We start from the raw sequence: 18243 nt of genomic DNA, 5'->3' as shown, positions 1-18243 counted from the left end.
CGATGACGGCCGCCAGCATGACCACGCCCGTGCCGCCGACGCCGGTGACGCGCACGTTCCAGCTGCGGCCCGCCCCGAGGTGGACGGGCGGGGGATCGGGGAGGTCGGCGTCGTAAAGCGAGGGAACGCGGGCCCCCGCATCGGCCGAACCCGCCCGCGAGCCCTCCTCCGGGTCGACCGTGACCTCCGTGAACGCCGGGCAATCGCCCTGGATGCAGGAGTAATCGAGATTGCAGGTGGTCTGGTCGATGCGCGTCTTGCGCCCGAACTCGGTGTCGACGGGCTGGACGGACAGACAGCCGGACTTTTCGCCGCAGTCGCCGCAACCCTCGCAGATGCGCTCGTTGATGACGATCCGCTTCGTCGGCGTCGGCGCCTTCCCGCGCTTGCGGGCGCGGCGCAGCTCGGTGGCGCAGGACTGGTCGTGGACCAGCACGGTCACGCCGGATTCTTCGGCGAGCTCGCGCTGGACGTCGGCGAGATCGGCGCGGTCGCGGATCTCCACGGCCTTGGCGCCGAGGCGAGTGCGCAGCGAACCCCCGAGCTCCTTGCGGGTGCGGGCGACGTCGTCGGTGGTCACGACGATGCGGCCGACGCCCTCGGCGCGCAGCAGGTCGAGGATCCCGGGCAGCGGCATCTGGCCCACCGGATCCTGGCCGCCGGTCATGGCGACCGTGCCGTTGTGCAGCAACTTCAGCGTCACGTCGACGCCGGAGGCCACCAGCGCGCGCACCGCCAGAGAACCGGAATGGAAGAAGGTGCCGTCGCCGAGGTTCTGCACCAGGTGGCGTTCGCGGACGAAGGGGCTCATGCCGATCCAGTGCGCGCCCTCGCCGCCCATCTGCGTGGTGCCGGTGACGTCGCCGACTCGGGTTTCGTCCATGAGCAGCACCATCGCGTGGCAGCCGATGCCCGCGCCGACCAGGCTGTCGCCGGTCACGCGCGTCGACGCGTTGTGCGGGCAGCCGGAGCAGAAGTGCGGGGTGCGGGCGGGCACGGACAGGGGCAGTGCTTTGCGACGGATCGGCGCGGGAGCCGGGGCCTCGTGCGAAATCCCGAGGCGGCCGAGAACCGGGGGCAGCGCGGCGGCGACGTCGCGCGCGGGTTCGAGGCGGGGACGGTGCTCGGACTCGTAGAGCGCGGCCTGCACGGATTCCAGCAGGAACGTGCCCTTGTCCTCGACGACGATGATGGAGTCGAGGCCGGCGGCGAAGTCGGCGATCTGCTCGGAGTCCAGCGGCCACGTCATGCCCAGGCGGAGCACGCGGACGCCGTCGGGGGACCCGAGATCTCGCAGCGCCTCCTCGACGGCCAGCGCCGGGGCGCCGGCGCAGACGATGCCGAGACGGTCGGATTCTCCCTCGTGGAGCACGCGGTTGAGGCCCCGGTCCCGGGCGTAGGCGCGGGCGCGCTCGAGGCGGACGCCGACGCGGGACGCCTCCAGCTCATGGAGGGTGGCGCCCAGGGTGCGCGCCGAGGGGGAGTGCCCGTCGGCGGGAGGGGCCGGGGCCACCGGCGGACCGTCCAAAGTCACGGTGGAAGATCCGTCTGCGACGGCGGCGGTGACGCGCAGGGCCGTCCACAGCCCGGACTCGCGGGACATCCACGCGGCATGTATGCCCAGCTTGACCACCTCGGCGGAGTCCGCGGGCACCAGCACGGGCATGCCGATGTCCGCGAGCAGCCGCTCGGAGGACGACGGCACCGTCGACGACTTGGCGAAGGGATCGTCGCCGACGATGGCCACCGCGCCGCCGGTCGGCGACGTGCCCGCGAGATTCGCGTGCCGCAGGGCGTCCACCGAGCGGTCGAGGCCCGGAGCCTTTCCGTACCAGTAGCCCACGACGCCGTCGACGCCCTCGCGCAGGGTGCCGGCGCCGGCGGCGAGCTGGGAGCCGGAGACCGACGTGGCGCCGAGTTCCTCGTTGACCGCCGGCAGGTGCACGACGCCGAGGGGTGCCAGCAGGTCCTTGCGGCGGGCGAGCTCGAGGTCGTAGCCGCCCAGCGGGGAACCCTCGTAGCCGGAGATGAACGAGGCGGTCTTCAATCCTCGGGCCCGATCGGCCAGCGCACGGTCGCGCACCGTGCGCACGAGCGCCTGGATGCCCGTCAGGTGGACGGTGCCCTTGTCGACGGTGAGGCGTTCGGCGACGATGTCGCGGCCCCGGGCGTCCGGGCGGCCGGTCTCGTCGAGACGATCGCCGGGACGGTAGGTCGTTCGGCCGGGGGCCGTTCGGGTGTCGCCGCCTTGGCCGTGGTGGCCGTCGTGTCGGGGATCGTCGGGTCGGAACGGGGGAGGGAGCATCGTGGTCATGGGGATCACCTGTCGTCCTTCGCCCGCGTGGGTGCCGCGGGGTCGTCGTCGTGACCGCCGCCTCGTCCGGCGACGGGGAGATGCACCACTGGGTTTGTGGTGTCCGTCACGCTAGGGTGTGACCCACGGCATAGTCACGGGTGTCCACTGAAATCGGTACCAGTTGGGCAATGTGCGCATGCGACTCGCCGAAAACCTGGGCCATTGGCCCGGATTGCGCCCGTTCCACACGCTATGCGGACATAAGCGCTTGACGACGAAAGGACGCCCGCTATGGCCCCGCCCCCGAAGCCCCTGGACAAGCTCGACGTCGATCTGCTGCGCCTCATCGTCGCGGAACCGAGAGCGGGAGTGCGCGAGTACGCCCGCCGCCTCGGAGTGGCCCGCGGAACCGCCCAATCACGGATGGACAAGCTCGTCGCCGCGGGCGTCATCCCGGACTTCACCCCGGCGCTCGACCCGGCCGCGCTGGGCTACCCTCTCAACGCCGACGTGCACCTGACCCTCCGCCAGGCGGATCTGGACACGGTCGTGGCGCGCATCGCGGAAATCCCGTTCATCCTCCGCGCCGATTCGGTCGCCGGCACCGAAGACCTCGCTTGCCGCCTGGCGGCCCGCGACCATGCGCACCTGGAGGAGATCTTCTCGGCGATCATCGCCATCGACGGCGTCGAACGGATGCGCTCCGAAATCGTCCTCCGGCGCCGGATCCCGCACCGCATTCTCCCGCTCCTCGAGGATCTGCGCCGCACCGTGTGATCGACCGAAGGGAATGACCGCGGGCGTCGCAAAGCAACGCGCTTTCCTGAAAGCTCTTTCTCCTTCTTTTCGACGGAAACTCGCAGTGAATTCAGACACACAAAGATTGAGGGCACCGGAATGCGCGTCTGGTGTCCTCCACAAGAATCGGGCACGCTGAAAGGCGAATGCGGGGCAACTTCTCGCCCCGCCCTTTTCAAGGGAGCCGCGGTCGTGGAATTCATACTGCTTCTGGTCGTCGTCGCACTGCTCAGCGGGGCATGGGGGTGGGGGAAGGAATACCTGGAATCAAAGGCCTCGGATGGAACCGCGTCCGCGCGCACCGTCGCCGGCATGAACACGATGGAGAAGGTGGCGGAAGGGCTCCTGTGGCTGTTGGAACGGGCGCGGGCACTCATGCTCATCGCATTGGGGCTGTTCCTCATCTACTTCTTCAACGAGATGTCCTTCCTCGGCGGCCTCGACATGGGGGCGATCGTCGCATCCGGCGCACTCGTCCTGTTCGGCATCTGGGATTTGTTCACCTGAACATCGGCAGTGCGACCGGAAATCCATTCACATTTTGGTTGATTCTATCAAAGGACGATCATGAGAAAGATCCGTCATATCGCGGCGCTCGGCGTCTGCGTCATCGTCGCGGCGGGAATGTCCGCCTGCGGGCCCACCCGGTCCATCGACGCATATTGCGGGGTGATGGAAAAGCACAAGGACCGATTCGTCACCGCCACGAATCAGGCGATGAACAATTCGAACTTCTTCGAAAGCAGCGTGCAGATGGTCTCCGCAATGGGGGACTTGTCCGCCATGTTCGACGAAGCGGCGGAAGTCGCCCCCGAAGAGATCGCACCGGACGTCGAGCGCGTGGCCGAATACTGGTCCACGCAGCAGGCGACCGCCGAGCAAATGGTGACCGACCCCTTCGCGGGCCTCGCCGGCGCGTTGACGGGCGGCATGATGAACAGCGGGTCGCTCATGCGCGTCGACGAATACACCGCCGCCAACTGCCCGACAGTGGGGCGGATGTTCTAGCCCCGGTGCCCCGAATGCAGGCGCGTGAAGTTGCGCAGCACCTGCGCCGAGCGGGCGACGTCGAAGCGGCGGGCGTCCGCCACAGCGCGATCGTTGCCGCCCGGCTGGTAATAGCCCTGGTCGGCGTAGATGCGCAGACGCTGCTCGAAGGTGTCGGCATCGAGTTCCGGGTGGAACTGCGAGGCGTAGGCGTTGCGGCCCAGACGGAACATCTGCACGGGGCATGACGCGCCGGTGGCCAGCAGCGTCGCCCCCGCCGGCAGCTCTTCGATGGCCTCCTTGTGGCCGACCATCGCGTGGAACCGCTCGGGCAGGCCCGCCAGCACCGGGTCGGACGCGCCCTCGGGCGTGACGCTGACTTCCACGACGGCGGCCTCCTCTCCGTGCTTGCGCGAGACGCGGCCGCGGCCGACCGTGCCCAACAGACCGACGCCGTAGCAGGCGCCGAAAAACGGGAAGTCCGTCTCCAGCACTTCCGCGAGATGGTCGTCGAACCAGGCCTCCACCTCGAGCTGCACGGCGGACTTCAACTCGTCGGAGGCGTTGTACGGGCCGCCGCCGACGATCACTCCGCCGTAGCGCTCCAAATCCAGGGCCTTCGGTCGCTCGCGCTCGAGGCGCAGCTGGTGCAGCATCGCCGGCGCCAACCCAGCCGCCCGGGCGAAGGACAACTGCTCCGCGTGCGCCGCCGCGTCCTCGGCGCGCGTCGACAGCAGCAGGAACGGCTTCGCCGGCGCCTGGGCACGGGAAGTCGTCGCGGGTCGCCGGTCGGCGGGGCCGGGGGCGGCGGAAAAGTCGGCGGAGGAGGACATGCCCCCAGATTATCCGTCTGACCGGGCCAGACAGTAATCCATGAAGTGATGCAAGATCTGCTCCGCAGGCCCCAGGTCGGTGGCGCGGACGATGCCGGAGATTTCCTCGACCTCTTCCGGCTTGAAGTAGCCGGCGTCCATGTAAAAGCCCATGCGGCGGATGATGCCCTCGGCGTCCATCTCCGGGTGGAACTGCGTCACCCACGTCGACCGGTTGGCGCGGTACGCCTGCACGGGGCACGTGGGGCCCGTCGCCAGCAGGACGGCGCCCTCCGGCAGCTCCACGACGGATTCCTTGTGGCCGGTCAGCCCCTTGAAGGACTTCGCCAGCTTTCCGACGATCGGGTCATCCGCCGCGGCCTCGGTCAGGTTCACTTCGCTGACGCCCACGCGCTCCGGGTGGGAGCGGTCCACGCGGCCGCCGCCGGCGAACGCCGCGAAACTGTTGCCGTAACAGAGCATCAGCGTGGGGACGGGGGAGACCAGCAAATCATAGAGCTGATCGTGGACGTGCTTCTGAAGCTCCGAATGCACCAGGTCGGTGACGTTGAACGGGCTGCCGCCGACGAAGACGCCGTCGAACCCGGTCAGGTCCGGCAAAACGTCCGTCGTCGACGTGATCGGGTGATGGATCAGACGGTCCTTCGACAAGCGCGTGCCCCGGAGGAAGTCCTCGTACTCCGCGACCGCGACGTCATCGCCGTCTCGCAGCGCCACCAGCAGGAAGCGCCCCTCGTTTCGTCCACCGTTCATGAGTAGACAGCTTAGTCCGGCATCGTTTCGGGTGGTTTATCGGGTGCCCACGCCGATCGGGGTGCGCATGAGCGTCGAAAAGCAACGCAGCCCGCCCCCGCAGAAGCGGGGACGGGCTGCGCATTCAGAACCTGTTCGCAAAGCACCCTGTGACCGGGCTACCGCGGCCGGCGGACGGACTCCTCGATCAAATCGAGGACCTCATCCATGCCTTCGGTCGACCGGCCCGTGGCCACCCGCGTGATGATGCCGTCGAGCATCAGCTCCAACAGCAAACGCAGGGCCTCGGGGGAGTAATCGTCGCGCAGCGACCCCGACTTCGCGCTGTCGCGCAACCGCGACTGCAGCGCACCGTCGAGATGCTCCTGATGGGCCAGCCACTGACGCCGAAAATCGGCGTCGGTGCGCAAGCGCCCGACGATCTCCAGCCGAGTGCCCAACCACTCGTGCTGGTCGGGGTGGGCGACTACGTCGCGCATCACCTCGACCAAACCCGAGCTGGCGGTCACCTCGGCCATCCGGTCGGCATCCTCCTCCGCCAAAGCGAGGAAGAGGCCTTCCTTGGAACCGAAATGATGGAAGATCGCGCCACGGGACTTGCCCGTGGCGGCCTCCAACCGGGAAACGGTCGCCCCGTCATAACCGAACTTCGCGAAACAACCGCGCGCACCCTCGAGGATTTCACTCCGCCGCGAGGCGCGGGCCTTGTCACTGACTCTCGGCATCTGGGGCCACCTGCAATCCTCTCCGACCAAACACCGGGGCCGGGACGGACGGCGGAAACCGACCGGCCCGGCCCAGGTGCCCGATCAAAGGCGGGTCGCCCCCTCCGCGAGGAGGGGAGTCGACTAGCCGTTGATCATGTTGCGGAGCACGTACTGCAGGATGCCGCCGTGGCGGTAGTACTCGGCCTCACCGGGGGTGTCGATGCGCACGAGCGCGTCGAACTCGACGGACTCGCCGCCGTCCTTGGTGGCGACGACCTTGACGGTCTTCGGCGTGGTGCCCTCGTTGAGCTCCTCGATGCCGGTGATGTCGAAGGTCTCCGTGCCGTCCAGGCCCAGCGACTTCCAGGACTCGCCCTCCGGGAACTGCAGCGGGATGACGCCCATGCCGATGAGGTTCGAGCGGTGGATGCGCTCGAAGGACTCGGCGATGACGGCCTTCACGCCCAGCAGCAGGGTGCCCTTGGCGGCCCAGTCACGCGAGGAACCGGTGCCGTACTCCTTGCCGCCCATGACCACCAGCGGGGTGCCGGCGGCCTTGTAGTTCTGCGCGGCGTCGTAGATGAACGACTGCGGGCCACCCTCCTGGGTGAAGTCGCGGGTGTAGCCGCCGGTCACGCCGTCCAGAAGCTGGTTCTGCAGGCGGATGTTGGCGAAGGTGCCGCGGACCATGACCTCGTGGTTGCCGCGACGGGCGCCCAGCGAGTTGTAGTCCTTGCGCTCGACGCCCATGGAGTCGAGGTACTGCGCCGCCGGGGTGCCCGGCTTGATGGAGGACGCGGGGGAGATGTGGTCGGTGGTGACCGAGTCGCCCAGCGCCGCCAGGACGCGGGCGCCCTTGACGTCGGAAACCGGCTGCGGCTCCATCTCCATCTCGTCGAAGTACGGCGCCTTGCGGATGTAGGAGGACTTGTCGTCCCACGCGAAGGTCTTGCCCTCGGGGGTCGGCAGGTTCTGCCAGCGCTCGTCGCCCGCGAAGACGTCGGCGTAATCCTCGTCGTACAGCTCGGAGGTGATGCACTCCTCGATGACGGACTCGATCTCCTCGGTGGAGGGCCAGATGTCCTTGAGGAAGACGTCGTTGCCGTCCTGATCCTTGCCCAGGGACTCGGTCTCGAAGTCGAAGTCCATGGTGCCGGCGATCGCGTACGCGATGACCAGGATCGGGGACGCCAGGTAGTTCATCTTGACGTCGGGGTTGATGCGACCTTCGAAGTTGCGGTTGCCCGAGAGCACCGCGGTGGCGGCCAGGTCGGCCTCGTTGATCGCGTCGGAGATCTCCTGCGGCAGCGGACCGGAGTTGCCGATGCAGGTGGTGCAGCCGTAGCCGACGAGGTAGAAGCCCATGGCCTCCAGGGCCGGCCAGAGGCCCGCCTTCTCGTAGTAGCCGGTGACGACCTGCGAGCCCGGGGCCATGGAGGTCTTGACCCACGGCGCCGACTTCAGGCCCTTGTCAGCGGCGTTGCGCGCCAGCAGGGCGGCGCCGACCATGACGGACGGGTTCGAGGTGTTGGTGCACGACGTGATCGAGGCGATGGAGACCATGCCGTGATCGAGGACCATGTCCTTGCCGTTGTAGTTGACCTTGATCGGGTTGGACGGGCGGCCCGCCGCACCCAGGGCCAGGTTGGCCACGCCGGCGTCGTCGGAGAAGGACAGCTCGGCGCCGCCCTTGCCCGTGTTGCCGCCCTCGGCGACGTAGTCCTGGACCTCGCCGGAGCCGGAGCCGTTGGTGTAGTTGTGCAGGTCCTTGCGGAACTGCTCCTTGGCGGAGGTCAGCTCGATGCGGTCCTGCGGGCGCTTCGGGCCGGCGATCGACGGGACGACCGTCGACAGGTCCAGCTCGAGGTACTCGGAGTACTCGGCCTCCGGGGTGTTCTCGTCCAGCCACATGCCCTGGGCCTTGGCGTAGGCCTCGACCAGCTCGACCGACTCCTCGGAGCGGCCGGTCAGGCGCAGGTACTTGGTGGTCTCGCCGTCGATCGGGAAGATGGCCGCCGTGGAGCCGAACTCCGGGGACATGTTGCCGATGGTGGCGCGGTTGGCCAGCGGCAGCTTGGAGACGCCGGCGCCGTAGAACTCGACGAACTTGCCGACGACGCCGTGCTGGCGCAGCATGTCCGTGATGGTCAGCACGACGTCGGTCGCGGTGACGCCGGTCGGGGTGTCGCCGGTCAGCTTGAAGCCGACGACGCGCGGGATCAGCATGGAGATCGGCTGGCCCAGCATGGCCGCCTCGGCCTCGATGCCGCCGACGCCCCAGCCCAGGATGCCCAGGCCGTTCTGCATGGTGGTGTGGGAGTCGGTGCCGACGCAGGTGTCCGGGTAGGCGACGCCCTCGTTGTCGAAGACGGTGCGGGCCAGGTACTCGATGTTGACCTGGTGGACGATGCCGGTTCCCGGGGGGACCACGCGGAAGTTGGAGAACGCGCCCGTGCCCCAGCGGAGGAAGCGGTAACGCTCGTCGTTGCGCTGGTACTCGATCTCGACGTTCTTCTCGAGGGCGTTCTCGTCGCCGAAGGCCTCGATGATGACGGAGTGGTCGATGACCATCTCGGCCGGGTTGAGCGGGTTGACCTTGTCCGGGTCGCCGCCGAGGGTCTTCACGGCCTCGCGCATGGTGGCCAGGTCGACGACGCAAGCGACGCCGGTGAAGTCCTGCATGATCACGCGCGCCGGGGTGAACTGGATCTCGATGGACGGCTCGGCCGACGCATCCCAGTTCGCGACCGCGTTGATGTGGTCCTCGGTGATGTTCGCGCCGTCCTCGTTGCGCAGCAGGTTCTCGCCGAGAACCTTGAGGGCGTACGGAAGCTTCTCCATGCCGGGCACGGCGTCGAGGCGGAAGTAGTCGTAGGACTTGCTTCCAACCTCGAGGGTGGCCTTGGCGTTGAAGGAGTTCTTGCTTTCAGTCACAGTCTGCTCCAAATCTTTGCTCGGGTGGTGCGCGCCGCGGACCCCGCACACGAGTGGGCCCTTGAGGCACTTGGCGCGAACTCGTCACGAAGGGCACCTTTTGCGCATGTGGATCATGCGGTGCGCCGACGGGCCGGCTCGACCTCCCCCGAGAATAACAGTACGGGCGTTCTGTTGCACCCACCCCGACGCGGCGCGCCGGTGCGCCTTACCCGATTTCACCCCCATGTGACGGCATGATGGTGGAGCCCCCAGGGGCACCAGTCGATCGGGAGGATGTGTGGAGACGATGAGCGAGGCCAACACGATGTACCTGGAGGACCTCGACGCCGAGACGGTCGCGGACTCCCTGCTCGCAGATCCCATCGTCACCGCCAACCCCGACCTGGAGGGCGTCCTGCGCCCGATCGTCGAATCGGCCGCCGGCCGGGGAATCGAGAATCTGAAGGTCGTGGTCGTGGACCGGGACCCGCAGGGGATGACGGATCTGCGCAATTTCGCCAACGAGGTCGTCGCCGAGGACGGGGGCACGGTCATCGTCCGCGCGCCCTTCTCCGTCGCGGCGTCGTCGGATCAGATCCCGCGGGCGGCCCTGGAGCTCGCCGGCCACGAGATGATGGACGAGTCCCGGGACTACCCCGAGGGTTTCGAGGCCTTCGTCGACGCCGCCGGTTCATACACGGTCCCGTGGGTGGACTACAGCCTCATCGCGGGCGGCGCGATCGTGGTCGTGTTCGCCGCACTGATGGCCTTCTGGTGGATCCGGTCCCACGGCAAGAACGCCCGCTGACGCCCCCTGGCCCCGCCGGCGCCGATCGGGACTGCCCTCGATAACGATCCCGTAAACGCATTGACGGATAGTTAATGCGATATACCAATGCGTGCGGCTTTCCGGTAATCAAGTCACTGAACTTGACCAAAGGCAAGCCTGAATACTTGCTTTTCGATGTCTCGGCGAGCCGACACGCGCCCTTAAGTATGATTTGTGACGAACATCACACTATTCGAACACATTGTGGAAATCGCTGGACACCGCCCATAACGAAACGGTCACGGAATCTGGTGTGCGCGTTTCACCTGTGACTCATGTGTTCTCGGGGGTCGTTGTGTCGTAGCGTGCTGGTTGTTACCCGGGTTGCATGTGTTGCTTCCCGGGGCGCGCACCGCCGGGTGCGGCGCTGGCCCCGGCTGGCGACCGATTCGGGCAATGGGGAAGTTGCCCGTCGAATCTCCGCCCCCGGCTCATTTCGCTGAGCAAGGAGTCGAAGGTGGCAGATAGCCGGACATCTCGGACCCGCCTACGGTGGGCCCGCCCCATTGCCGGAGCCATGATAGTCGGCCTGATGGTCTCGCATGCGCCCTCCGTGTCGGCTCAGCCGGCCGGCGGCGACGCGCACGCCGAGTCCTCGGCCGACGATCTTCTGCAGTCGCTGGTGTCCGAGGTCACCGCCAAGGAACGCCGGGTCTCCGAACTCGAGCTGAACATGGGCGGCCTGCGCGAGGACGCCAACCGCGCCTACGTGGACCTCGAAGAGGCCCGCGGCAAGGCCGAGCGCGCCCGCGGCGCCGTCGACGAGGCCAAGCGCACCCTCGGCGACACCCGCGACGAATTGCGCGGCGCCCAGGGCACCTTCGACGAGATGGCCCGCGCCGCCATGCGCCAGGGCTACTCGCTGCCGTCCGCGCTCGGCGGCGCCCGCGATACCGCGGAGGTGCTCGACCGTTCGTCGTCGCTGCGCCGCGCCGCGGACAAGCAGGGGGCCGTCGTCGACGGCCTCGACCGCGCCCGCACCGAGGCCGCCAACGCCGAATCGACGCTGCGCCGCGCCCGCGAAGCCGCGGAGAAGGCCGCCACCGAGGCCGAGCGCCTGCACGGCGAGGCGGACCGCGTGTTCAAGGAGGCACAGCGTCTGCTCGCCGACGAGCGCATCGCCCACGCCGCCGCCGTCATCCAGCGCGACGCCGCCCGCGCCGCCCTCGACGCCGCGCGCATCGCCCTCGACGCCTACAACCGTTCGGGCGGTTCCAGCGACGGCCGCTCCGAGGGCGAGGTCGTCCGCGACGCCGCCGACGACGCCCGCACCGACGTGACCGACGGCGGCACCACCACCGCGGATCAGGCGGATGACGCCGACTCCGAGGCCGGCACCACCGGCGATGAGCCGTCCGTCACCGTCCGCCCGGGCGAGTCCCCGACGACGTCTCCGTCCACCACGCGCCCGTCCACCACCGCGCCCACCACGTCGCCGGCTGCTCCGTCCACCACGACGGCCCCGGCCACGACCACGCCGACCACCTCTCCGGCCACCGGCGCCACGCAGGACACCGAGTCCGGCGCCGACGACGAGGGCACCTCGGGCACGGGCACCGGGACGTCGGAAAGCGATGCCGGCACCACCGACGGCACCGGAACCAACGCGACGACCGTCCAGACGGCCACCCCCGCCAACCCGGAGTCGGCGACGCCGGCGGCGGGCGACCGGGCCGCGAAAATCGAAACCGTCATCTCCCGCGCCATGTCGCAGGTCGGCGTTCCCTACGCCTGGGGCGGCGGTGACGCCAACGGCCCCACCAAGGGCATCCGCGACGGCGGCAACGCCGACGCGCACGGCGACTACAACAAGATCGGCTTCGACTGCTCGGGCCTGACGCTGTACGCCTACGCGGGCATCGGCATCTCGCTGCCGCACTACACCGGCTACCAGTACCAGCGCGGCACCCACCACCCGGCGTCGCAGATGCAGCGCGGCGACCTGATCTTCTACGGCCCCAACGGCCACGGGCACGTCGCCATCTACCTGGGCAACGGCCAGATGATCGAGGCCCCGCAGTCCGGCTCGACGGTCCGCGTCACCGCCGTCCGCTACAACGGCATGACCCCCAACGTCGTGCGCCTCGTCTAATCTTCGGGGAGCACCGCAACCGACCCGCAGGAGACGACAGCGTGAACGACACCCCGGAGACCGACGCCCCGGATCTGCGCAGGGTCCTCTCCGAGATGAGCCAGGTCGTCGTCGGCCAGGAGCACCTGTGCCGCCAGCTCGTGGTGGCCATGCTCTCCGGTGGCCACGTGCTGCTCGAGGGCGTGCCGGGCGTGGCCAAGACCCTGGCCGTGTCCACCTTCGCCAAGGTCATCGGCGGCAGCTTCTCCCGCATCCAGTTCACGCCGGACCTGGTGCCCTCCGACATCGTGGGCACCCGCGTGTTCCGCCAGGACACCGGCGAGTTCATCACCGAGCCCGGCCCCGTGATGGCGAACATCGTGCTGGCCGACGAGATCAACCGCGCCCCGGCGAAGGTCCAGTCGGCGCTGCTGGAGGTCATGGCCGAGCACCAGGTGTCCATCGCCGGCGTCTCGCGCCCCGTGCCCGAGCCGTTCCTGGTCCTGGCCACCCAGAACCCCATCGAGAACCAGGGCGTCTACCCGCTGCCCGAGGCGCAGCGCGACCGCTTCCTGTTCAAGGTCGTCGTCGGCTACCCGACGCCGTCGGAGGAACGCGAGATCGTCTACCGCATGGGGTCGACGCCGCCGACCGCCCGCCGCGTCCTGGACACCGCGACCGTGCGCGCGCTGCAGAAGAAGACGCGCCAGGTCTTCGTCCACCATTCCCTCATCGACTACGTCGTCGCCGTCGTAGAACTGACCCGCAATCCCGCGCGGGCGAATCTGGACGACGTCGGCCGGTGGCTGGCGTACGGCGCCTCGCCGCGAGCGACGCTCGGCGCGGTGACGGCGGCACGGGCGACGGCGCTGCTCAAGGGCCGTGATTTCGTCACCCCCGCCGACGTGGTGGAGGTCCTGCCGGACGTTCTGCGCCACCGCCTGGTGCTGTCCTACGAGGGGCTCGCCGACGAGGTGACCCCGGAGGCGATCATCGACCGGGTGCTGGCGCGAGTCCGCCTGCCCGAGGTGGGCGCCGGGGCATGAGCGGCCCCTCCGGCGAGCGGGCCGGCGCCGCCGTCGACCGCGATCTCGACCGGGTGCTGCGGCACCTCGAGCTGACGGTCACGCGCCGGCTCGACGGGTTGCTGCGCGGCGCGTTCGCCTCGGCGGCCACCGGGCCGGGCACGGACCCCGATTCCGCCCGCGAGTACGTCGTGGGCGATGACGTCCGCCTGATGGATTGGTCCGTCACCGCCCGCACGGGCGTCGCCCACGTCCGCGATCCCGAGGCCGAGCGCGAGTTGGAGTCCTGGGTCGTGGCGGAGTCCTCGCCCCGCTTGGCGACGGGGTCCGGCCCCGTGACCAAGCGCCACCTCCTGGCGGCCGCCACCGCGGCGGTGGCTCTCCTGGCCGACAACCCGGGCGACCGCACGGGTCTCGTGGCCGATGGCACCCTGATCCCGCCGGGGCAGGGGCGGGCCCATGCGATGCGGCTGATCTCCCATGCGGCCCGCCACGTCGGCGGGTCGGGTTTGGCCGCGGACTTGGGCACTCTGCCGTCCCGGGCGCCCCGGGCGGGGCTGGTCACGGTCATCTCCGACTTCCTCGGCCCCGTCGACTGGGCCGACGCGCTGCGGGTCGTCGGCACGCGCACCGACGTGCTGGCGATCCGCCTCATCGATCCCGCCGACGAGTCCCTGCCCGGCGACGGCCCCGTGCGACTGTCGGATCCGTCGACGGGGGAGATCCTCGAAGTCGACATCGACGAGGAGACGCGGCGACGCTACGAAACCGCCGCCCGGGAGCATTCCGCCGCGGTCACCGCCGCGCTGCGGTCGGCCCGGGCCCGCATAGTCGAGCTGCGCACCGACCGGGACTGGGTCCTCGACTTCGCCCGGCAGATGGCCCCGGGACGGGGTGGTTCCCGATGACCGGCGCCTTCGCCCACCCGTGGTGGCTGCTCGCGCTGCTCGTGCCCATCGCGGCGGCGGCCGCGTACGTCGCCGTCGACAAGCGGAAACGCAAGCGGTCGATCGCTTTCGGCAACTTCACCGTCGTCGCGGACGTGACGGGGCCCGGCCGGCCGTGGCTGCGGCACCTGCCGGTCACTGCGCTGGTGGCGGCCCTGGCGCTGCTGGCCATCGCATTGGCCGGCCCCATGGCGGAGACGAAAGTGGCCCGGAATCGGGCGACGATCATGCTCGTCGTCGACGTGTCGCTCTCGATGTCCGCCACGGATGTCCAGCCCGACCGCTTGACCACGGCGAAACAGGCGGGCCGCGAATTCATCGAGTCGTTGCCCGACGACCTCAACGTCGGCCTGGTCACCTTCGCCGGCCGGGCGCAGACCCCCGTCATGCCCACGACCGACCACGCCACCGTGGCCCGCGCGCTCGACGGCGCGACGCTCGACAGCGCCACCGCCACCGGCGACGCGATCGCCGCGGCGCAGTCGGCGATCCTCCAATTCGGCGAGCAAATCCAGGGGCCCGAGGGGCCGCCGCCCGCCGCGATCGTCCTGCTTTCCGACGGCAAGCAGACCATCCCCACCGAACTCGACGATCCGCGGGGCGCGTTCACCGCCGCCGACGAAGCCGCGAAGATCGGGCTGCCGATCCACGCGATCTCCTTCGGCACGCTCGGAGGATCGATCTCCGTCGACGGCCAGGTGCTGCCCGTGCCCAACGACGACGAATCCCTGATGGAGATCGCGCGCCGCACCGAGGGCGAGTTCCACTCCGCGGCGAGCCTCGACGAACTGCGCGGCGTCTACGGCGAACTCACCGACGAGATCGGCTACGAACTTCGCAGGTCCGAAAACCCGCGGCCGTGGATGGTGGCGGCGTTCGCGTTGCTCGTGACCTCCGCCGCGGCGTCGGTGTTCCAGGGCCGCCGGGTGCCCTGATCTGCCAAGGTGTTCCGGGGCCGCCGGGTTCCCCTTTCGGTGCCGGCCCGGCTTAGGGTCCCCTTGCTCGACGGGTGAACGCGCCCGATTAAGCTGGCCACCATGACCGACGCCGCGCAGACGCACCCCTTCGACGCCATTTTGGTCCTGTCCTTCGGCGGGCCAGAGAAGCAGGAGGACGTCCGCCCGTTCCTCGAGAACGTCACCCGCGGCCGAGGCATCCCGCCCGAGCGGCTCGACGAGGTCGGCGAGCACTACCACCACTTCGGCGGGAAATCGCCGCTCAACGACCTCAACCGCGAGATCATCGCCAACCTGGAGAAGAAGCTCGCCGACGAGTCGATCGACCTGCCGGTGTACTTCGGCAACCGCAACTGGCACCCGATGGTGGAGGACACCGTCGAGAAAATGGCGCGCGACGGGGTGACCCGCGCGCTCGTGTTCGCCACCTCCGCGTGGGCCGGGTACTCCGGCTGCCGCCAGTACCACGAGGACATCGCCCGGGCCCGGGAGCATCTCGCGTCGAAGCCGGAGCTCGGCTCGATCGAAATGGAGAAGCTCCGCGGCTTCCACGACCACCCGCTGTTCATCGGCGAGTTCGCGCGCGCCGTTGAGGAATCGCGGGCGAAGCTCCCGGCCGACCGCCGCGATGGCGCCCGCCTGGTCTTCACCGCGCACTCCATCCCGAACTCCGCCGACGACGCGTCGGGGCCGGCGTCGCTGGGCGGCAACCTCTACTCCCGCCAGGTCAACGAGGCCGCCGGGCTCATCGCCGAGCAGGTCGGCGCCACCGAGTTCGACGTCGTCTGGCAGTCGAGGTCCGGCCCGCCGCAGGTGCCGTGGCTCGAGCCGGACATCGTCGACCACGTCGAGGCCATCTTCGCCGACGGCGTCGACGCCGCCGTCGTGTGCCCGGTCGGGTTCATCTCCGACCACATCGAGGTCGTGTGGGACCTCGACTCCGAGCTGCAGGACGAGATGGACGCCCATGACATCGTCATCGAGCGCGTGGCCACGCCGGGGCCGACCGAGGCGTTCACCGAAATGATCGTCGAACTCGTCCGAGAGCGCACCGGGGGCGCCGAACCGCGCCGCCTGGGCCGCGAGCCGTTGCTGGGCTCCGCCTGCGACGGCAAGCCCTGCGCAGTCGACTGCTGCGTGCCCGCGAAGCGGCCGTCGCACGCCGGGCGCCCTGCATAAACAAGTTCGGGCGGTCCCGAACCGAATCGTCGCGGGGCCGGGCCAGATCCGCCGCGGCAGCGCTCACGCCCCGGCGTAGTCCGCCGCCCATTCGCGCACCGCATGATCGACGGCGGCGACGCGGGCCGCGCGGATGTCGCGCCACAGGGGGATCAGGTGCGGGTCATGCGCCGCGCCGACGCCGGGGGAGCCGCCGCGACCGACCGTGAGGATCGCCGCCAACCGATCCGCCCGCGCCAGCAGGCCGCCGGCCCGGCGGGGCAGCTCACCCGGCAATTCGGCGAGATCGAAGTGATCGGTCAACGTGCCCACCATCAATCGGGGATCGGGGGCGTCGACTCCCAACCGCGCCGCGGGCCCCGACGCGGCGATCGCCGCCGCCGCGCGCCGAGTCGCGTCGGCCAGCATCAGATCGGCCTCGCCGGGGGACAGGTGCGCCGGTTCCGGCAGATGCCCCTCCACGGTCCACCACCGCCAGCGCACTCCGCCGCCCCCGGGCAGGCGATCCGGCACGAGCACGTGGCGCCACCCCGGGGTCGCGTCCGCGAGCACGATGGCCGCACCGGACCTGGAGGCGGCGTCGTAAAGCTCCGTTCCCGCCGGCAGCGCCGGTGCTTCGCCGGGCCCCGACAGCACCAGCCGCACGGGCGGCTCGGCGTCGCGGGCCCACGCGCCGCCCTCGGTGACCGCCCGAACCAGGCGCAACAGGCCGGACCGGTCCAGCGGGGCGTCGACGTCGACGACGTCGGGCACCGTCGCGTCGATGAGCTCCGCCGAATGCGGTCCGCCGACGGCGTCGAGCGCGTCGAGCAGGTGATCGTAGGCCACCTGCCCGGTCACCCACGCGCCGAGCCACAGCGCGGTGTGCTGGGCGGGCGTCCACACCTGGTCGACGGCGAGGCGTTCCACCGGAGGTCTTTCCATGGGAGCACACGGTAGCCGACGCGGCGGCCCGGCCGGAACGCCTGCCCGGGTCGGGCGCGGCGGTCGACTACCCTGATTCGCCATGAGCTTCCACGACCCCTATGCCTCGCAGGACATCTTCGGCGGTTCCCGCGGCCACGCGCGCCGCAAGGCGATGGTCGCCCCCGAAGTGGCCGCCGAGGAGGGGCTCGTCGTCGAGTCGGCGGTCGACGGGTACGTCGGCGCGGTGGTCGGTTTCGAGAAGCTGCAGGACGCCGACTGCGTGAAGCTGGAGGACCGCCGCGGCAAGGTGCGCCTGTTCCGCATGTCCCCGAGCGCGTTCCTCGTCGACGGCCGCCGCGTCACGCTGACCCGCCCCGCACCGAAGGCGGCGGACCCGCGCCTGGACCGCTCGGCGTCGGGCTCGCGGCGCGTGGCGGACGTGCAGGCGAAGGTCGCCCTGCCCAGCCGGATCTGGGTGGAGGGCATCCACGACGCCGCCATCGTCGAGAGGGTCTGGGGCCACGACCTGCGGGTCGAGGGCGTCGTCGTCGAGCATCTCGAGGGCCTGGACAATCTCGCCGAGCGCCTCGCCGAGTTCGGCCCCGGTCCCGGCCGCCGCGTCGGAGTGCTGGCCGACCACCTCGTCGAGGGCTCGAAGGAGTCCCGCATGACGCAGCAGGTCGGGCCGCACGTGCTGGTCACGGGCCACCCGTACATCGACGTGTGGCAGGCCGTGAAGCCCTCGGCGGTGGGCATCCGGGCCTGGCCGGAGGTGCCCTACGGCGAGGATTGGAAGACCGGCGTCTGCGACCGCCTCGGCTGGGGCGAGCCCCGCGACGGGTGGCGCCGCGTCTACGGCGCGGTGAATTCCTTCCGCGATCTGGAACCCACGCTCATCGGCGCCGTCGAGCGCCTCGTCGACTTCGTCACGGAACCCCACCTCGGCTGACGCGTCCCGCTTCGCGCGCGGTTCTTCGCTTGACGACGCCCCGGCCGGCCCCGTCGTAAAGCGAACCTTTGTTCGAAGGCGGGATCCGGGG

General features: G+C 69.8%; 16 protein-coding genes. 10 read left to right on the top strand and 6 right to left on the bottom strand.

The features are described from left to right. A partial coding sequence (locus GX015_RS04395) for an indolepyruvate ferredoxin oxidoreductase family protein (protein WP_291343075.1) occupies positions 1–2314 on the bottom strand: 2314 nt, incomplete at its 3' end. A gap of 273 nt (positions 2315–2587) precedes the next feature. Between GX015_RS04395 and GX015_RS04390 the strand changes: the two genes are divergently transcribed. The 3 genes from GX015_RS04390 (at position 2588) to GX015_RS04380 (ending at position 4102) form a co-directional block, all read left to right on the top strand. Beyond that, on the top strand, positions 2588–3073 hold the full coding sequence (locus GX015_RS04390; RefSeq protein ID WP_046650526.1) for an Lrp/AsnC family transcriptional regulator: 486 nt from the start codon (positions 2588–2590) through the stop codon (positions 3071–3073). Between the two features lie 213 nt (positions 3074–3286). Continuing rightward, positions 3287–3601 (top strand): hypothetical protein, encoded by a 315-nt coding sequence (locus GX015_RS04385; RefSeq protein ID WP_046650527.1) that lies wholly within the window; start codon positions 3287–3289, stop codon positions 3599–3601. A gap of 60 nt (positions 3602–3661) precedes the next feature. After that, entirely contained in the window at positions 3662–4102 is a 441-nt protein-coding gene (locus GX015_RS04380; RefSeq protein ID WP_060925655.1) for a hypothetical protein, read from the top strand. Here GX015_RS04380 and GX015_RS04375 read toward each other — a convergent pair. From GX015_RS04375 to acnA, 4 genes are all read right to left on the bottom strand, one after another. Then, positions 4099–4914, bottom strand: coding sequence for a glutamine amidotransferase (locus GX015_RS04375; protein ID WP_291343074.1), 816 nt, complete (start codon positions 4912–4914; stop codon positions 4099–4101). The genes GX015_RS04380 and GX015_RS04375 overlap by 4 nt on opposite strands. 9 nt (positions 4915–4923) lie before the next feature. Continuing rightward, a complete protein-coding gene (locus tag GX015_RS04370) occupies positions 4924–5667 on the bottom strand; it encodes a glutamine amidotransferase (RefSeq protein WP_291343073.1) in 744 nt (247 codons plus the stop codon). Positions 5668–5825: 158 nt separating this feature from the next. Beyond that, on the bottom strand, positions 5826–6392 hold the full coding sequence (locus GX015_RS04365) for a TetR/AcrR family transcriptional regulator (RefSeq protein WP_291343072.1): 567 nt from the start codon (positions 6390–6392) through the stop codon (positions 5826–5828). A 123-nt stretch (positions 6393–6515) separates the two neighbouring features. Continuing rightward, positions 6516–9308 carry an aconitate hydratase AcnA gene (acnA, locus tag GX015_RS04360; protein ID WP_291343070.1) on the bottom strand — a complete coding sequence of 931 codons (2793 nt, stop codon included), beginning with the start codon at positions 9306–9308 and terminating at the stop codon, positions 6516–6518. Positions 9309–9597: 289 nt separating this feature from the next. On the opposite strand from acnA, the gene GX015_RS04355 reads away from it, so the two are divergent. The 6 genes from GX015_RS04355 to GX015_RS04330 all read left to right on the top strand — a co-directional run bounded on the left by GX015_RS04355 (position 9598) and on the right by GX015_RS04330 (position 16297). Next, a complete protein-coding gene (locus tag GX015_RS04355) occupies positions 9598–10098 on the top strand; it encodes a DUF6676 family protein (RefSeq protein WP_291343069.1) in 501 nt (166 codons plus the stop codon). A 478-nt stretch (positions 10099–10576) separates the two neighbouring features. Beyond that, positions 10577–12211: an NlpC/P60 family protein gene (locus tag GX015_RS04350; protein ID WP_366926229.1), complete on the top strand. Its 1635-nt coding sequence runs from the start codon at positions 10577–10579 to the stop codon at positions 12209–12211. A gap of 95 nt (positions 12212–12306) precedes the next feature. Next, the gene (locus tag GX015_RS04345) at positions 12307–13236 is read left to right on the top strand and encodes a MoxR family ATPase (protein ID WP_291343076.1); all 930 of its coding nucleotides are present in this window, start codon (positions 12307–12309) and stop codon (positions 13234–13236) included. Then, positions 13233–14123, top strand: coding sequence for a DUF58 domain-containing protein (locus GX015_RS04340; RefSeq protein WP_291343065.1), 891 nt, complete (start codon positions 13233–13235; stop codon positions 14121–14123). The genes GX015_RS04345 and GX015_RS04340 overlap by 4 nt, the downstream gene beginning before the upstream one ends. Then, on the top strand, positions 14120–15097 hold the full coding sequence (locus GX015_RS04335) for a VWA domain-containing protein (RefSeq protein ID WP_291343063.1): 978 nt from the start codon (positions 14120–14122) through the stop codon (positions 15095–15097). The genes GX015_RS04340 and GX015_RS04335 overlap by 4 nt, the downstream gene beginning before the upstream one ends. A gap of 102 nt (positions 15098–15199) precedes the next feature. Continuing rightward, a complete protein-coding gene (locus tag GX015_RS04330; protein ID WP_291343061.1) occupies positions 15200–16297 on the top strand; it encodes a ferrochelatase in 1098 nt (365 codons plus the stop codon). 63 nt (positions 16298–16360) lie between these two features. Here GX015_RS04330 and GX015_RS04325 read toward each other — a convergent pair whose 3' ends face one another. Continuing rightward, positions 16361–17221 (bottom strand): hypothetical protein, encoded by an 861-nt coding sequence (locus GX015_RS04325; protein ID WP_291343059.1) that lies wholly within the window; start codon positions 17219–17221, stop codon positions 16361–16363. A gap of 82 nt (positions 17222–17303) precedes the next feature. Between GX015_RS04325 and GX015_RS04320 the strand changes: the two genes are divergently transcribed. Next, positions 17304–18152: a DUF3097 domain-containing protein gene (locus GX015_RS04320; RefSeq protein ID WP_291343057.1), complete on the top strand. Its 849-nt coding sequence runs from the start codon at positions 17304–17306 to the stop codon at positions 18150–18152. Positions 18153–18243: the final 91 nt, after the last annotated feature.

Origin of the sequence: Corynebacterium sp. (genome assembly GCF_012837295.1) — a bacterium.
Lineage (GTDB): Bacteria > Actinomycetota > Actinomycetes > Mycobacteriales > Mycobacteriaceae > Corynebacterium.
Note: the sequence above shows the minus strand (reverse complement) of the source record. Positions and strands in the feature narration are given on the sequence as shown.

Coding starts and splice junctions, on each gene's coding strand:
- GX015_RS04390 (WP_046650526.1), top strand. CDS start 2,588: ATGGCCCCGCCCCCGAAGCCCCTGGACAAGCTCGACGTCGATCTGCTG.
- GX015_RS04380 (WP_060925655.1), top strand. CDS start 3,662: ATGAGAAAGATCCGTCATATCGCGGCGCTCGGCGTCTGCGTCATCGTC.
- GX015_RS04375 (WP_291343074.1), bottom strand. CDS start 4,914: ATGTCCTCCTCCGCCGACTTTTCCGCCGCCCCCGGCCCCGCCGACCGG.
- GX015_RS04370 (WP_291343073.1), bottom strand. CDS start 5,667: ATGAACGGTGGACGAAACGAGGGGCGCTTCCTGCTGGTGGCGCTGCGA.
- GX015_RS04365 (WP_291343072.1), bottom strand. CDS start 6,392: ATGCCGAGAGTCAGTGACAAGGCCCGCGCCTCGCGGCGGAGTGAAATC.
- GX015_RS04355 (WP_291343069.1), top strand. CDS start 9,598: ATGAGCGAGGCCAACACGATGTACCTGGAGGACCTCGACGCCGAGACG.
- GX015_RS04345 (WP_291343076.1), top strand. CDS start 12,307: ATGAGCCAGGTCGTCGTCGGCCAGGAGCACCTGTGCCGCCAGCTCGTG.
- GX015_RS04340 (WP_291343065.1), top strand. CDS start 13,233: ATGAGCGGCCCCTCCGGCGAGCGGGCCGGCGCCGCCGTCGACCGCGAT.
- GX015_RS04335 (WP_291343063.1), top strand. CDS start 14,120: ATGACCGGCGCCTTCGCCCACCCGTGGTGGCTGCTCGCGCTGCTCGTG.
- GX015_RS04330 (WP_291343061.1), top strand. CDS start 15,200: ATGACCGACGCCGCGCAGACGCACCCCTTCGACGCCATTTTGGTCCTG.
- GX015_RS04325 (WP_291343059.1), bottom strand. CDS start 17,221: ATGGAAAGACCTCCGGTGGAACGCCTCGCCGTCGACCAGGTGTGGACG.
- GX015_RS04320 (WP_291343057.1), top strand. CDS start 17,304: ATGAGCTTCCACGACCCCTATGCCTCGCAGGACATCTTCGGCGGTTCC.